A 16,078-nucleotide genomic window follows, 5' to 3' on the forward strand; every position below is an offset into this window, starting at 1 on the left:
TGCGTCAATCATGCACCGAGCCGCGCGCTCAGGATCGGACGCAGAGCGTCCAGAACTGCGCTCCCACGCTGAAGCGTGGGAGCGATCATCATCATCAATCGAAGGTCAGTTGCTCTTCACGGGATGATCAGGCTTTTTGTCGTTGCCAGGAATGTAGGGGCTCCATGGCTGGGCGCGGATCGGCTCTTTGGTCTGCCAGACGACGTTGAACTGACCGTTGTCCTCCACTTCGCCAATCATTACCGGCTTGTGCAAGTGGTGGTTGGTTTTGTCCATGGTCAGGGTGAATCCCGACGGTGCTGCGAAGGTTTGTCCGGCCATGGCCTCGCGTACCTTGTCCACGTCAGTGGATTTGGCTTTCTCGACTGCCTGTGCCCACATGTGAATACCGACGTAGGTAGCTTCCATCGGGTCGTTGGTCACCGCTTTGTCAGCGCCTGGCAGGTTTTTCTTTTTGGCGTAGGCAGTCCAGTCAGCGACGAACTTCTTGTTGACCGGGTTTTCCACCGACTGGAAATAGTTCCAGGCGGCGAGGTGGCCTACCAGTGGTTTGGTGTCGATGCCGCGCAGTTCTTCTTCGCCAACCGAAAACGCTACAACCGGCACGTCGGTGGCTTTCAGGCCCTGGTTGGCCAGCTCCTTGTAGAACGGCACGTTGGAATCGCCGTTCACGGTGGAGATAACCGCTGTCTTGCCACCCGCGGAGAACTTCTTGATGTTGGCCACGATGGTTTGATAGTCGGAGTGACCGAACGGGGTGTAAACCTCTTCGATGTCTTTATCCGCTACACCCTTGGAGTGCAGGAATGCACGCAGAATCTTGTTGGTGGTACGCGGGTAGACATAGTCGGTGCCGAGCAGAAAGAAGCGCTTGGCCGAACCGCCGTCTTCACTCATTACGTACTCGACCGCAGGAATTGCCTGCTGGTTAGGCGCTGCACCTGTGTAGAACACGTTGGGCGACATCTCTTCGCCTTCGTACTGCACAGGGTAGAACAGCAGGCCATTGAGTTCCTCAAAGACCGGCAGTACCGATTTGCGCGACACCGATGTCCAGCAACCAAACACCACCGCCACCTTGTCCTGGGTCAGCAACTGGCGGCCTTTTTCGGCGAACAGCGGCCAGTTGGAGGCCGGGTCGACAACCACTGCTTCGAGCATCTTGCCGTTGACACCGCCTTTGGCGTTGATTTCGTCGATGGTCATCAAGGCCATGTCTTTGAGCGAGGTCTCGGAGATCGCCATGGTCCCGGACAACGAATGCAGGATGCCGACCTTGATGGTCTCGGCAGCCTGAACGGTCCAGGTCAGCCCCATGGCGACGATCGATGCGGACAGGGTAAAGGCTTTGATCAGGCTGCGACGCTTCATTGACTGGCTCCATTGGTTTCTTGATGGTTTTTGTTGTAGCGCATTCATGGCTCTGATCAAGCTTTAGCAAACGCTGGGCCAATGCGTAAACGCCACGAAATGGAACGGATATCCCATAAAAATCGGCGTTTACGCACCAAGGTGGGACGATGCTCCATATGAGACTGGCTTGTTGCGCTCCAATGGTGCGGCACGAACAAGCCGGCGGTTTTACGCCGGCTTTTCTGATCACTCTCTCAGGTGCGTTATACCCAGTGCTCCTGCTCGCCGGTGTAAAGATCGTAGGTAGAATCAACGACCTGTTCCGGTACGGTGAAATAAGCAAAAAACTGGTCATTGAGGCGTTGCGTGGCGCCGAGCTGCAAGCGGGTTCCTGGCGCTATCGCGACGTGATCGGCGAGAAAGCCGGTAAACATGTTTTTCTTGGGAATGTCCGGGTCAAATATGAAAAACACCGGGTGATTCCCGGCGCTGGCATTGCTGCGTACAAAACCGTCGTTACTCCAGCCGACAGCGTTGCTGCGCGAAATCGACGCTGATTGCACGCCGTTGTTGGTAAAGACCGCTCCGGCCTCTCGCTCAAGGCGTGCCATACCTTCGCTGGATACGTAAGTGGCGCGAAAGGCGCCTCCCCGCCATTCCCTGAGCTGATGGAACTCATGCAGAAAGTTGCGTGTCGTCGTGTTCCGAACTCCGCTTCGCAACAGAGGGTTTATGTCGGCAGAGCCGCCCTCTACGTAAGCAACGATTTCCGGAAAGTCTTCTGCGTTAGAGGTTTTACTCAGGGCAAGGCAGTCGGCTTCGAACCTTAATTGGTCGGCAGCGCTTACTGACCCGGTCGCTGTAGGCCAGTCAGCCAGCCAGCTGGACAATCGGGCATTGGCTTCACGGGCTGCCTGTCGACTGATTCGCGGTATTTCATTGCCCACGGTTTTCCAGGTGCCTCTGGTGGTGCGCAGTGCAAATTCCTGCTCATGTACCAACTGTGTCGCGTCAGTCGGGTGCACACGATAGAGGCGAGAGTGACCGAATATATTGGCCCGGCGGCTTACGTAGCAGGTTTGCGCTTCGATTTCGATAGCGACAAAGCGTTTGGAGTCCAGTGCAACGATCACCCTTGACTCTGCGAGTCGCGGCGCGTTTGAGTGGGACATCAGGTAGCCAATCTGTACCTGCCCATCGCGGCCGATCCTGCGGATCAGATGGGGGCGTCTTACCGCTACCGAAGCGTGAATGACAGGTCTCAGCGCGTAGGTCAGACGGCCTGTGGCCGCAATGGCAAGGTAGCTGATTGCATCGAGGAATTCCTCTGCCGCCCCCTGGATATCGTTTTCGTCGATTTTCGAGAAGGCGCTCCAGGTTTTGTACAGGCCCAGACCCAACGCAAGGGGCATCATGATCGGATAAGGCAAAAACAGAATCGCTATGCTGGCAACCAGATCGAACCCGACGCCTGAGTTCTCCTCATTTCGTGCCAGGCCCATTTGCTGTCTGGCCTCGTTAATCAAGTGGTTGATCGTGCTCTCGTGGTTTTCTTCGTAGAAATCTTTGGTCTGGCTGATAAAAATTACCGGGCGTAGCAGCCGTTCGGGGATCGGTATGGGCGACAGTCGGGTAAAGATCTCCGGTGGACGCCAGTGCTTTGCTTCCTTCTCGTACTGCATGGCGTACAGCGCTTCTAATCGCCTGGACACTAGAATTTGCCGGATCATGTACTGTTGGAACGGCGTCTCTTCCAGAAAATGCGTGGTGAGATGAAACATGCTGTCGAACCAGCGGAACACGACGCCGTCCGAAGCATTGAGGGTGCACAGTATCAGCGGCCCTTTTTCGAATTTTTCGGCAGGGGCGATCAGCATGATGTTGGTCATCTTGAATTTATTGACGTTGAAAAACCTGATCTCGATGGCTTCACCATTGATCGCGCGCCGTCCTTGCGGTGCTGGCGATTCCAGCACCGCCTTGATCCACTCCCGGCCCTTTGGCGAAAACCCTTGCTGCTCAATCTCCAGTAACGCCATGTTCATCTGTGCTTCCAGCATTTTTCTGTGCAAGTGCTTGAGCTGCCGTGCGTAGGCCGAGGTTTTCAGATGAAGGTCGAGATACCGATCGAGATGTTGCAGGTCGCTGATGGCTGTTACCAGATCCTTCACAAAGCGCATGTTCAGCCCGGCAATGGCCAACCCCGTATTGTCGGCAACACGTATCTGCATTGCATCCTGAGCGGTGATCCGGTGCGCTCGTGTATGCACCAGTTGCCTGAGCGACATCGTCGTGTCTTCAATTGTCGTAGGGATAGGTGCATTGAAAATATCAGAAGATTTGGTTTCCACCCTGTAGCTCAGCGAGACCAGGATTTGATCAGGAGGGACACTGACGCCGGCTTTTGTAAGCGCGTCATTCAACTGCCTGTCTATGTAGCGTGCGACGTAGAAGCGGCTATCAATGTCGGCAGGACCGAATTGATTCTTGCTGGAGCGCTGTAGGTCTGCGACCGATTTGCCGAAACGCCTTGCGTGTGTGAGCCATTCCTCGTGTTGCAGTGGCGTCATGGTCGACCACCAGTCGGGCTTATGGTTTTGAATCAGCGCGTCGTCCATCTGGCTGAGGCGCGCATTGTTGTCAAAGTGAAGGTCGGGCTCCAGCAGAAACCAGATATGTTGCTCGAACTGCGCGCTGTCCATTCGCCGGGCACGGGCCAATCGTGCTGCTTGAGCAAATAAGGATTGCTGTCTGACGATCTGGCGACTCAATAGCAGGGCGAGGAAGTTGCCTTGCATTGGCGTGTATTGCCATTGCAGTGGGCTAATTCCAGGCGAGTCTGGCGCACTTGGATTCTTAAGGCATCGTCGATAGCGGATGTCATTACTGCGCAGGGCAAGGCGGTCGTTCAACTGTTTGAACGAGGAAAACTCCTCCAGTCCGTCCTGAAGCGTATACAGAAGAACATCATCCTTTTCTTCCAGGTCGGTCTGTGCTGTTTGTGCGTGACAGGTGCGGGTAATTGCAAAGGCACCGGGCAATCCGGCCGATTCGCTCCCGACCATGCTTGCCGAAATACTGTAGACACTGTGCGGTTGAACCTCATCGAGCGTGTGGGGGCTGCACAGGTTCAGCGCCGCCGAGAGCATGCCGTAGTGGCTGGTGGTCATCTGCTTTTTTGATATCTGTATTTCGCATTCCGATTTCAGGCACTGAGCCTTGTCGCTGATAAAAACGCTGCTGCGGGTTTTACCGTCGGGTAGCGTGACACTCCAGTAATCGGCCAGCTTCTGGCTGTGGCGCTGCTCCAGTTGCTGATTGACCTGGGCGTAAAGAGTCAGGACCGCCACTCGCCCCAACGGTTCGGTTGATGAGCTCTGCATAGCAGTTGCGGGCAGGGCAAGTGCCTGTGCGTCGTGTTCGGTCCAGCTCAGGCGGCCAGTGAAATGGTCGATCAGGCTAGGGATCAGCAGGGCACTGTTCAGCAGTTGTTCCTCGCCAGGCAGTATTTTGCTGTCAACGTAGGTCAGTCGTGCAGCTTTAAGGTCCAGCCCGTCGTCGAGCGGTTGCAATAACTCGTGGGCCAGCTCTTGCGTCGTCGCGCTTAGGCGGGGCGGGTAGATCTCGCCGTCCAGCGAGTGGCGTGCTGTTCGGGTGGGTGCTGTGAGCGGTAGGTTCATGGTGCCGATTCGTCTGCATGATGGAGGATCCGCTTGAGGCAATGGCCGGGCGGTTCATTTCATCTAGTCAGTGTCGGCGGCAAAGCGCTGTCGGGCGGGGCTTGTCGATGCTTGTGGCATCGTCGATGCGCAAAGTAAGACGGATCTTCGGGCTGCAGCCCTGGCAGGGCGAGAGGCGAGGCCTGAAACCGGGTATGAGGAGGAATTCATCACAACGCCACTCAATGGTTTCAGGCCCCGCAGGGAGCAATCTAAGCTGTTGCCGCCCGTTTGGCAAAGCGCGAAAGCACTATTCGATCAAGCACCCAGACAATCAGCATCGAAATGCCCACCAGAGGGAACAGCACTCCCAGCGCAATCATCACCACGGTCGCGGTTTTCCAGCGTGGCAGGTCGTGGCGCAATGGCGGTACACCCAGCCCGCTCCGAGGTCGGCGCTTCCACCAGATCACCAGCCCACTGACCGAGCTGAGCAGTACCATTAGGCAGACCAGCAGGATCAGCAACTGGTTGACCCAGCCGAAAAATTTGCCTTCATGCAGCATCACGCCCAGCTCGGTGGCCTTGGAGACTGCGCTGTAATCGACATAACGGACATCGGCCAGCACCTTGCCGGTGTACTGATCGATGTGCAGCGTTGCGTCATCGCGCGGGTCGTCGGCGAACACCGACACGGTAAACACGCCATCGGCGGTCTTGGGCTGAGTGATGCTGTAACCCGGCACGATTTCTCTGGCGCGTGCAATGTCTACGACCTTTTGCAGCGACACGGTCGGCGCAGCCGGTGCGCTGGACATGTGCATGTGGTCCATGTGCTCGGCGTGTTCACCGGTCGAAACCGGCATCGGTGTGTTCTCCATTGCCCACGGCACGGTTTGCACGCTGGCATTGTTCAGCTCGCCAGCCTGCTTGTCGGACTTGGGGACGTCTGTCCACATGGCTGCCGGGAAGGTATTCCACACCGCGGCGTATTGCTTGCCCCACATGCCGGTCCAGGTCATGCCGCTCAACAGCATGAACAGCAGCAAAAACGCGCCCCAGAAACCGGTCACCGCGTGCAGATCACGCCACAGCACGCGACCCTTGGCGGTCAGGCGTGGCCAGAACACGCCGGCGGCCGAGCGGCCTCGGGGCCACCATAGATAAAGGCCGGAGACCACCAGCACAATCCCCCAGCCAGCCGCCAGCTCGACAAGCCGGTCACCCAGCGTACCGATCATCAGCTCGCCGTGCAGTGCACGGGCAATCGCCTGCAGGTTCTTTTTGGCGTCCTGGGTGCCAAGAATCTCTCCGCGATAGGGGTCAATGAAGACATTCACCTCCCAGCCCTGCTCGCTGATCACAAACTGCGCACTGCCCTCGGCGTTTAACGGCGGGAAATACTTGCCAATGGCTGCCTGTGGGTAAGCACTCTTTACCCGCTGTTGCAGCTCGTCGGCAGTGAGGCGGTGCTCGGCCGGTGCCACGCTGAGCAGGTCGTGGTACATCAGGTTGTCCAGTTGCGGCTTGAACAGGTAAATGATGCCGGTCAGCGATAACAGGATCATGAACGGCGCGACGAACAGCCCTGCATAGAAATGCCATCGCCAGGCAAGGTTGTAAAAAGAGACATCAGGTTTGGACACGTTCAACGCTCCCCAATAGGGATAACACAGCACGAATGGCGCGCAGCCTTGAGCTGCGCGCCGTCGTGGAATCTTTTTTTCGGGTTATGCCGTGGTGAGCGCTGGCGGTGCCCGGCTTCGGGCATTGGGGAATATAGCCTTGTGTGCATGCCCCGGCAGCGGCTGCGAGGCAAAGAAATCACCCGGCCTTGGCGGCGGGGCTGCGACCAGTTCCAGCACATGGGCCAGCGCCGGGCAACTGAACAGCAGTGTGCAATAGCCGCATTTTGCCCACAGCGCGTGATCGCTCATGCCCGCGTCGGCAGGCATGGAGTGCTCGCCGCCGTGATGGGCGTGGCTGTCTGCCGACATATCCATACTGGCTGGCATAGACATCGACATGCCGGCGTGATGATCCATCGGCATCGACTGGGAAACCAGTGGACCGATAAAGATCATCAACATGGCGAACAGACTCAGCCATGCGCCCCGTTTGTTACGGGTGGCTGATCTGTCGCGAACGCGGCGCAATGTGCTCACTCTGTAAAACGACTCAGTGCTGGTGTTCCGGAGTCTGCTTTTGTACCACGACCTGCACCTCGACATCTCCCGCCTTTTCAAAATGCAGGGTCATCGGGAAGCGCTGGCCGGTGACCAGCTTCGAACGGTCTTTCAGGCCCATCAGCATCACGTGCCAGGCCATCGGCGCGAAACTCACCTTCGCACCGGCCGGGATGTCGACCGCCTGAACGTGCTGCATCTTCATCAGCCCGTCGGCGTGTATATGCTCATGCAACTGCGCTTGCCCGGCGATGGGGCTGTCGACGCTGATCAGACGATCTGCGCTGTCGCCCTGGTTCTCGACAGTGAAATACGCCGCGACCGTCGGGGCATTGGGCGGCAGCTCCATTGACCAAGGATGGCCAATCAGCAACGGCCCAGCCTTGTACTCATGGGCCTGGGCGAAGCAGGCAGGCAGCAGTAATGCAGTCAGCAGGAGTGCGTTTTTGAGCATTGAGGGGGTTCTCCGGAGGTTTTAGAAAAAGAGTGAATGGTAGCTAGACTGGACATACGAAACACTCTGGTAAACCTTTAAGCACCGCTAAGTGTGCGCGTTTCGTAGAGTCGCTCCCAAGCACGCAGCCATAAGGTGATGGGATGAGTGAGAGGGCAAAGTCGCATCGTTTGCGCATCGGACGGATCTTTGGTACAGGCCAGATTTATCTGGTCACCGCGAAAACACTCCAGAGAAAACCTGCTTTTTCTGACTGGCGCATGGGCGTCTGTTCGTCGATGAGCTTCGGCAAGTCCAGGAGCAGCAACTAGCCGATTCGTTAGCGTGGGTCGTCATGCCGGACCATATTCACCGGCTGCTGCAGTTGAATAGCCACTCGTTATCCAGAGTTGTACAGCGCGTCAAATCGAAAAGCGCGATCACCATAAACAGAGCCAGCGGCTGCAGTGGACCTTTTTGGCAAAGCGGATTCCACGACGTAAGCATCCGCACTGAAGAAAGCCTTTTGAATTTCGCCCGTTATATTGTTGCCAATCCTGTTCGAGCCGGCTTGGTCAAAAGCGTGCGTGATTATCCCTTATGGGACGCAATTTGGCTTTGAAAATAACGACCCTGTGGGAGCGAGCTTGCTCGCGAAGGCGGATTAACGGATCAATGGATTTTCAGCGGCTATACCGGCCTCTTCGTGAGCAAGCTCACTCCCACTGGCCGGGTTGTTTCAGGATTTTCATGAGGACTGAAGACGGTTCATTCACTCCAGCCCCAACGCCTCAAGCACCTCATCCACGCTCCACAAAATCCGATCCACCTCAGGCAACTCCGGGCGTTTCAGGATCAGGACGGGCAGGCCGCGCTCGCGGGCGACTTCAAGCTTGGGTTCGGTGGAGCTGCTGCCACTGTTTTTGCTGATCAGCACATCAATATCGCGTTGTTCAAACAGCTGACGTTCGTCTTCCAGTGCAAACGGGCCGCGCGCGCCGATCACTTCGCAGCGGTCATTGCCGGGGTAGTTGTCCAGTGCCCGAAGCGTCCAGAATTGATGTTCCGGAATCTCGTGCAGATGCTGCAAAGGCTCGCGCCCCAGAGTGAACAGTGGGCGCTTGAAGGGCGCCAGTGCGGTGACCAGTTCTGACCAGTCGGCCACTTCGCGCCAGTCATCACCCGCACCAGCCTGCCAGGCAGTGCGACGCAAGGCCCAGCAGGGAATTCCAGTCAGCCGGGCTGCACATGCAGCGTTGCGGCTGATTTGCGCGGCATATGGATGGGTAGCGTCCAGCAGCAAGTTGACGCCCTGGTCGCGAATGTATTGCGCCATGCCCTCTGCGCCGCCATAGCCGCCAACTTTCAACTGACAGGCCAGATCTGCCGGCACTCGACCCACGCCCGCCAAACTATAGATGTGCTCAGGCCCGAGCCTGCGTGCAATCGCCAGCGCTTCGGTAATGCCGCCCAACAGCAGAATTCGTTTCATGTGTGTTCCTTCGATAACGCAACGCCCGCCTGACCGACGATTCCGCCTTGGCGGTCGATGGCGAACACTTCGACCTGAACCTGTGCAGGCACCACGCTGAGGGCGAAATCCAGTGCGTGTCGACACACCTCGTCACCCAGCGGCACACCCGCCGCAGCGCTCATCGCCAGCGCCTGCTGGCTGGTATTGGCATCGCGAATACGTTGTTGCAGGTCTGCGTCCGCGCCTATGTCCGCAGCCCACAGCGCCAGTTGCGGCAGGTCGATGCTCGAATGGCGGCTGTGCAGGTCCATGTGGCCTGCGGCCAGTTTGCTGATCTTGCCGAAGCCACCGCACAGGCTCAACTTATCCACAGGCACCTTGCGCAGGTGCTTGAGCACTGCGCCGACGAAATCGCCCATTTCGATCAGGGCGATATCCGGGATGTTGTACACGCGGCGCATGGTGTCTTCGCTGGCGTTGCCGGTGCAGGCGGCGATATGCCGATAGCCGTTGGTGGTGGCGACGTCGATGCCCTGATGGATCGACGCGATGTACGCCGCGCAGGAGAAGGGCCGGACTATCCCGCTGGTGCCGAGAATCGACAGCCCGCCGAGAATACCGAGGCGCGGGTTCATGGTTTTGAGCGCCAGCGCTTCGCCGCCCTCGACGCCAATCGTGACCTCGAAACCACCGCTGTAGCCGAGTTCTTCCGCCAGCCGCAGCAAGTGCTCGGTCATCATGCGTCGAGGCACCGGGTTGATGGCGGGCTCGCCCACCGCCAACACCAGACCGGGACGGGTCACGCTGCCCACACCTGCGCCCGCCACGAAGCGCACGCCGGGTGCCGCTTCCAGTCTGACGCGCGCAAACACCAGCGCGCCGTGGGTGACGTCGGGATCATCACCGGCATCCTTGAGCGTTCCGGCTTCGGCGAAGTTATCCACAAGGCGGCAAAACTCCAGGCGCATCTGCACCTGTTTGCCCTTGGGCAACACAATTTCCACCGCATCGCTGATTTGCCCGCTGAGCAACAGTCGGGCCGCCGCCAGGCTGGTTGCGGTGGCGCAGCTGCCGGTGGTCAGGCCACTGCGCAGCGGAGCAGGCTGTTCGGCGGTTTCTTCGCGCATCAGGGTTTGACTAAATCCAGCAGAGTGATCGGCAAGGCCTGGCGCCACGTATCGAACTCGCCAAGAGGCTGAGCATGGGCGACGTGAATACGCGTCAGTTCGCCGCCATGCCGCTCGCGCCAAGCCATGAGTGCCGCCTCGCTTTGCAGGGTTACTGCATTGGCGACCAGCCGTCCGCCGGAGCGTAGCTGTTCCCAGCAGGTTTCCAGTACGCCGATACGGGTCACGCCACCGCCGATGAAAATCGCATCCGGACGCTCCAGACCGCTCAGCGCCTGTGGAGCGCTGCCACGGACCAATTGCAGGCCCGGCACGCCCAACGCATCGCGATTGAATTCGATCAGTTGCTGACGGCCTTCGTCCGCTTCTATAGCCATCGCCCGGCAGGTCGGGTGCGCGCGCATCCATTCGATGCCGATGGAACCGCAGCCCGCGCCGACGTCCCACAGCAGTTCGCCCGGCACCGGAGCAAGGCGGGCAAGGGTGATGGCCCGCACGTCGCGTTTGGTCAACTGGCCGTCATGCTCGAAAGCACTGTCTGGCAAACCGGCCACTGTACTCAGGCGAATGGCGCTGGCGTCGGCGCGACAATCGACGGCAACCAGGTTCAGGGCAGCGATCTCGGGATTGCCCCATTCACTGGCCAGCCCCTCGACGCGCCGTTCGGCTTCACCTCCCAGATGCTCCAGGACCGTCATGCGGCTTGGGCCAAAGCCTCGTTCGCGCAACAAACCGGCGATCACTGCGGGGCTACTGCCATCATTGCTCAGCACCAATAGACGTACGCCATGATGGAAATGGGCGTTGAGTGCGACTACCGGACGGGCAACCACCGACAGAGTAACAACTTCCTGCAATGGCCAGCCCAGACGAGCGGCGGCCAGAGAGTAAGAAGAAGGGGCGGGCAGAATGCGCATTTCGTCGATGGCGACCACGCGTGCCAGGCTGGCACCGACGCCGAACAGCATCGGATCGCCACTGGCCAGTACACAGACTTCGGCACCGCGCTGTTCCAGCACCGGGTTCAGCGAGAACGGACTTGGCCATGCACGCCGCTCGGCGCGAATGCACGGGGGCAGCAATGCCAGCTGGCGCGGACCGCCGAACACCTGATCAGCGTGCAGCAGAGCGTGCCGGGCGTTCTTGCCCAGGCCCTTGTAACCGTCTTCTCCAATTCCCACGACTGTCAGCCACGGCGACATGTACCTACCTCAATCCGAACTTCCGACAGAGCGCCTTTTCATGCCTGCGGACAAAGCAGGCATAATACCGCGCCCGACGGGGTACAAGTGCTCTAATCCACGTCCAGTTCATACCGGGTGATCCATTGAACGAGCCGCAGTCCGCTCGCACATCCTTTGCAACGCTACGCCCCTCGGCCTGTCCGGGGTTGCTGCGTATCGTCCCGGCGCTGGATGGCGGGATCTGCCGGATCAAGCTGGCGGGTGGGGTCATCACCAGTGCCCAGGCAATGGCAGTTGCAGAGACCGCGCAGACTTATGCACAGGGCGTTATCGAAGCCACCAACCGCGCTAACCTGCAGATTCGCGGCATCGGCGCTGATCACGATGGGTTGATCAAGGCGTTGATGGCGGCAGGACTCGGCCCGGCCAACCCGGCCAGTGACGATGTGCGCAACCTGATGCTCAGCCCGACCGCCGGACTGGATTCGAACATGCTGTTCGATGCTCGACCGCTGGCGGCGCAGGTTCTCGATGCGCTGGAAAATCACCCGCGCTTTCATGAGCTGTCACCCAAATTTGCGTTGTCGCTGGATGCTGGCGAAGCGCTGGTGATGCTCGAACACGCGCATGATGTGTGGCTGTCGGCGCTGAAACTCGACGGCGAAGTGCTCCTGGCGTTCGGGCTGGCCGGTTGCCCGGCCCATGATCGACCGCTGGCCGCTGTGCCGCTGGCGGCTGGAGAGGCGTTGGTTGTCGCGTTGCTGGAACTGTTCCTCGATCTGGCCCGCCCGGAGCACACCCGGATGCGGCATCTGCTGGCCGAGGTGTCGACCGACGATGTGTTGCGCGAGCTTTCTACCCGGCTGGACTGCGTGCTGCGGGTGGATCAAGCCGTCACCGGCTGGCAGCGTCCGGCCATTCAGGGCAATCGGCATATCGGTATTTATCCACAGGCCGAGCCTGCGCAGGTTGCGGTGGGGGCGGTGGTGCCGCTGGGGCGTCTTGATGCCGCCACGCTCGCCATCGTCGCGCAACTGGCAGAAGAGCAGGGCGACGGCACTCTGCGCCTGACGCCCTGGCAAAGCCTGCTGTTGCCCAATGTGCCGGTCGAGCACGCTGCAACAGTGATGACGGCGTTGCAGGCAGCGGGTCTGATCTGTTCAGCCGAGCAGCCACTGGCACAAATTGTGGCGTGTACCGGTTCTGCCGGCTGTGCAAAAGGGCTGGCCGATACCAAGGCTGATGCGCTGCAACTGGCTACCGGCCTGGTTGCCAGTCAGGCCGTTCATTTAAGTGGTTGCACGCGCTCCTGCGCCGCTGCTCACGTAGCGCCGGTAACCTTGCTGGCCGTCTCGCCCGGCCGTTACGACCTTTATTTTCGCGATGCAGCGCATGCCGGTTTTGGTGTGCTGCGTGCGCGTGACCTTACTATTGAAGCAGTCGGTGCGCAGTTGAACGCCGGCTCACGGAGCAACATTGCATGATTGATTACATCCGCGATGGTCAGGAGATATATCGCAACTCCTTCTCGATCATTCGCGCCGAAGCGCGCCTGGACACGATCCCTGCGGACCTGGAAAAACTCGCCGTGCGCGTGATCCATGCCTGCGGGATGGTCGAAGTCATCGAAGACCTGCGCTTCTCGCCGGGTGCCGGTACAGCCGGGCGCAATGCCCTGGCCGCTGGTGCGCCGATCCTCTGCGACGCACGCATGGTCTCCGAAGGCATCACCCGTACCCGGCTGCCCGCCAATAACCAGATCATCTGCACATTGCACGATGAAGGCGTGCGGGAAATGGCGCTGGAACTGGGCAATACGCGCTCCGCTGTAGCGCTGGAGCTGTGGCGTCCGCACCTGGAAGGCAGCGTGGTGGTCATCGGCAATGCGCCGACTGCGCTGTTCTATCTGCTCGAAATGCTCGATGCGGGCGCGCCGAAACCAGCGCTGATTCTCGGCTTTCCGGTTGGCTTTGTCGGCGCTGCCGAGTCCAAGGCCATGCTTGCCGCAGACAGCCGTGGCGTGCCATTTGTGATCATGCAGGGTCGTCGTGGCGGCAGCGCCATGGCCGTGGCCGCTGTCAATGCACTGGCCACGGAGATCGAATGATGCAGGCACGCGGTCGATTGATTGGCCTGGGCGTAGGCCCCGGCGACCCTGAGCTGATCACTGTCAAGGCGCTGCGCCTGCTGCGGGAGTCGCCTGTGGTGGCGTACTTCGTGGCCAAGGGTAAAAAGGGCAACGCATTCGGCATCATCGAAGCACACTTGCAGGACGTTCAAACGTTGATGCCACTGGTCTACCCGGTCACCACCGAGGCCTTGCCAGCGCCGCTGTCCTACGAAAAAGTCATCAGCGACTTCTACGACGAGTCCAGCCTGCATATTGCCGCGCATCTGGACGCCGGGCGTGACGTAGCGGTGATTTGCGAAGGCGATCCGTTCTTCTACGGTTCCTACATGTACCTGCACGACCGCCTGGCCGAGCGCTACGAGGCGCAAGTTATTCCGGGTGTGTGTTCGATGCTCGGTGGCGCTTCGGTGCTGGGCGCGCCACTGGTGTATCGCAACCAGAGTCTGTCGGTGCTGTCCGGCGTGCTGTCCCATGAGGACCTGAAACGCAAGCTGGCTGATGCCGATGCAGCCGTGATCATGAAATTGGGACGCAACTTCCACAAGGTCCGTGAAGTGCTGACCGAACTGGGCATGGCCGGGCGTGCGCTGTATGTCGAGCGCGCAACCATGGTCAACCAGAAAATCGTCCCGCTGGATCAGGTAGACCCGATGTCTTCGCCTTATTTTTCGCTGATTATCGTCCCGGGTGACAGGTGGCAAGGCTGATGACTTTCAACACTCCAGCCATCGTCATTCTCGGCAATGGCAGCCTGGCTACCGCGCGGCGCATTCAGCAGCTGTTTCCCGATGCGCAGATTCATGGCCTGGCCGAGCGTGTGCAGAGCGCTGACATTACCTACAGCGAATTCGGTAGCACGTTGCGTCAGTTGTATCAGCAGAACACCCCGATTATCGCCCTGTGTGCCGCCGGCATCGTGATTCGCACCCTGGCCCCGCTGCTGTTGGAGAAGGGCGTCGAGCCGCCGGTGCTGGCCGTGGCTGAGGACGGCAGCGCCGTGGTGCCACTGCTTGGCGGCCTGGGCGGGGTCAATGTCATGGCGCGCAGCATTGCCAACGGGCTTGGCGTTGCACCGGCAATCACCACCAGCGGCGAATTGCGCTTCGGCACATGCCTGCTCAACCCGCCCAGCGGCTACACACTGGGTGATCTTGAGCTGGGCAAGCGTTTTGTTTCCGACTTGCTCTCCGGTGAGCCCGTGCGCATTGAAGGCGAGGCACCCTGGCTGGAGCGAGCGCAACTGCCCGAAAACCCGCAGGCTGAACTGACGATTCATGTCGGCTGCGCCATACGTGAGCCCGCTCCCCATGAACTACTGATTTACCCACGCAGTGTGCTAGTCGCCGTCAGCGAAATAACCGCTGAACTGGCTACGCGGGTCCGCTCGGCGTTACGCGACGCAAACATTGCCGAGCAGTCGCTGGCCTGTCTGCTGGCCAGCGAAGAGCAAATGGCCAATGCGCAGTTGCATCAGGCAGCCAGCGAGCTGGGTATTTCGGTACGCTTCGACAAGGCTGGGCCTGCCAGTGAAATGGCCTCCCGCGCCGTGCCGCAACTGTTGCCGCCACTGAGCGTCGACGACATGGCGATTGCCGTCGCGACTCAACCGCTGGATGTACAGAACATCGGCCGTGGGCGTGGGCGGCTTGCAGTCATTGGCCTGGGCCCCGGCGCAGCGGACCTTATGGTGCCTGCGGTCAAGGCTGAACTGGCACGCGCCAATGATGTGCTGGGTTATGAAACCTACGTGCGCATGGCCGGGCCGTTTCGTGCCGATCAGGTGCTGCATTGCACCGACAATCGCGAAGAAATGCTGCGTGCCCGACATGCCTTCGGACTGGCCGCGCAAGGTCGCTCGGTGGTCGTGGTGTCGTCCGGTGATCCGGGCGTATTCGCTATGGCCTCGGCAGTGCTTGAAGCGCTGCATGAGTCCGACAACCCGCACTGGCACTCGGTCGAGCTGGAGATTCTCCCGGGTGTCTCGGCTTCTCTGGCAACCGCCGCTCAGGCGGGTGCGCCGCTGGGGCACGATTTCTGTGTGTTGTCGCTGTCCGATAACCTCAAACCCTGGGAGATCATCGAAAAGCGTTTGGACCTTGCCTGTCAGGCAGACCTTGCGCTGGCCTTCTATAACCCGATTTCCCGTTCACGACCCTGGCAACTGGGGCGTGCGCTGGAGATTGTTCGCCAGCATCGCATTCCTGAAACGCCTGTCACGCTTGGGCGCGACATCGGTCGTCCTGGCCAGACACTGCGCGTCATTACGCTGGGTGAACTCACGCCGGAGCAGGTGGACATGCGAACCATGGTGCTGATCGGCTCTTCTCTGACCTGCACCTTCCCTCGCAACGAAGGCGGCAATTGGGTCTATACGCCGCGCTGGTATGGACAAAAGCCTACGCAGTCGTCGCTCTGAACATCCCTCTATATGCGGACCTCATCGATGATCCGAGGATTTTTATCGGTGAGGGTTTGTAGGAATTTACTCAGGCGGCCTAAGGAATGCTCTCTAACGAGAGAGTGCTTCATCT

At 59.5% G+C, this 16,078-nt stretch carries 12 protein-coding genes and 1 pseudogene; 5 read left to right on the forward strand and 8 right to left on the reverse strand.

Translation table 11 applies throughout. The annotated features are described in order from the left end of the window. Positions 1-105 precede the first annotated feature (105 nt). The 5 genes from urtA to RGM3321_RS14310 form a co-directional block, all read right to left on the reverse strand. On the reverse strand, positions 106-1,371 hold the full coding sequence (gene urtA, locus RGM3321_RS14290; RefSeq protein WP_244393586.1) for an urea ABC transporter substrate-binding protein: 1,266 nt from the start codon (positions 1,369-1,371) through the stop codon (positions 106-108). A 245-nt stretch (positions 1,372-1,616) separates the two neighbouring features. Beyond that, positions 1,617-5,033 carry a hypothetical protein gene (locus RGM3321_RS14295; RefSeq protein WP_244393587.1) on the reverse strand — a complete coding sequence of 1,139 codons (3,417 nt, stop codon included), beginning with the start codon at positions 5,031-5,033 and terminating at the stop codon, positions 1,617-1,619. A gap of 251 nt (positions 5,034-5,284) precedes the next feature. Further along, complete coding sequence (locus tag RGM3321_RS14300) at positions 5,285-6,658, reverse strand: PepSY domain-containing protein (RefSeq protein WP_244393588.1); 1,374 nt, start codon at positions 6,656-6,658, stop codon at positions 5,285-5,287. Positions 6,659-6,742: 84 nt separating this feature from the next. After that, positions 6,743-7,177 carry a DUF2946 domain-containing protein gene (locus tag RGM3321_RS14305; RefSeq protein ID WP_347880973.1) on the reverse strand — a complete coding sequence of 145 codons (435 nt, stop codon included), beginning with the start codon at positions 7,175-7,177 and terminating at the stop codon, positions 6,743-6,745. Between the two features lie 13 nt (positions 7,178-7,190). Beyond that, positions 7,191-7,652 carry a copper chaperone PCu(A)C gene (locus RGM3321_RS14310; RefSeq protein ID WP_244393590.1) on the reverse strand — a complete coding sequence of 154 codons (462 nt, stop codon included), beginning with the start codon at positions 7,650-7,652 and terminating at the stop codon, positions 7,191-7,193. 143 nt (positions 7,653-7,795) lie between these two features. Here RGM3321_RS14310 and RGM3321_RS14315 point away from each other — a divergent pair. Then, positions 7,796-8,253 (forward strand): annotated as a pseudogene (locus RGM3321_RS14315) (transposase). Positions 8,254-8,403: 150 nt separating this feature from the next. Here RGM3321_RS14315 and RGM3321_RS14320 read toward each other — a convergent pair. Genes RGM3321_RS14320 through cbiE form a run of 3 tightly spaced genes read right to left on the reverse strand, consistent with a single transcriptional unit; the run spans position 8,404 to position 11,434 of the window. After that, positions 8,404-9,123: a cobalt-precorrin-6A reductase gene (locus RGM3321_RS14320; protein WP_244393591.1), complete on the reverse strand. Its 720-nt coding sequence runs from the start codon at positions 9,121-9,123 to the stop codon at positions 8,404-8,406. Next, complete coding sequence (locus RGM3321_RS14325; protein WP_244393592.1) at positions 9,120-10,232, reverse strand: cobalt-precorrin-5B (C(1))-methyltransferase; 1,113 nt, start codon at positions 10,230-10,232, stop codon at positions 9,120-9,122. The genes RGM3321_RS14320 and RGM3321_RS14325 overlap by 4 nt, the downstream gene beginning before the upstream one ends. Continuing rightward, on the reverse strand, positions 10,232-11,434 hold the full coding sequence (gene cbiE, locus RGM3321_RS14330; protein WP_244393593.1) for a precorrin-6y C5,15-methyltransferase (decarboxylating) subunit CbiE: 1,203 nt from the start codon (positions 11,432-11,434) through the stop codon (positions 10,232-10,234). Before cbiE ends, RGM3321_RS14325 begins: the two co-directional genes overlap by 1 nt. 125 nt (positions 11,435-11,559) lie before the next feature. On the opposite strand from cbiE, the gene cobG reads away from it, so the two are divergent. The 4 genes from cobG to cobJ are packed head-to-tail and all read left to right on the forward strand — an operon-like array spanning position 11,560 to position 15,963. Next, positions 11,560-12,900 (forward strand): precorrin-3B synthase, encoded by a 1,341-nt coding sequence (gene cobG / locus RGM3321_RS14335; protein ID WP_279614015.1) that lies wholly within the window; start codon positions 11,560-11,562, stop codon positions 12,898-12,900. Beyond that, entirely contained in the window at positions 12,897-13,523 is a 627-nt protein-coding gene (locus RGM3321_RS14340) for a precorrin-8X methylmutase (RefSeq protein WP_058402636.1), read from the forward strand. The genes cobG and RGM3321_RS14340 overlap by 4 nt, the downstream gene beginning before the upstream one ends. Continuing rightward, the gene (locus RGM3321_RS14345) at positions 13,523-14,254 is read left to right on the forward strand and encodes a precorrin-2 C(20)-methyltransferase (protein WP_244393680.1); all 732 of its coding nucleotides are present in this window, start codon (positions 13,523-13,525) and stop codon (positions 14,252-14,254) included. Before RGM3321_RS14340 ends, RGM3321_RS14345 begins: the two co-directional genes overlap by 1 nt. Next, entirely contained in the window at positions 14,254-15,963 is a 1,710-nt protein-coding gene (gene cobJ / locus RGM3321_RS14350; RefSeq protein WP_244393594.1) for a precorrin-3B C(17)-methyltransferase, read from the forward strand. The genes RGM3321_RS14345 and cobJ overlap by 1 nt, the downstream gene beginning before the upstream one ends. The last annotated feature ends 115 nt before the right edge of the window (positions 15,964-16,078 follow it).

This window comes from Pseudomonas sp. RGM 3321 (assembly GCF_022836805.1).
Taxonomy (GTDB): domain Bacteria; phylum Pseudomonadota; class Gammaproteobacteria; order Pseudomonadales; family Pseudomonadaceae; genus Aquipseudomonas.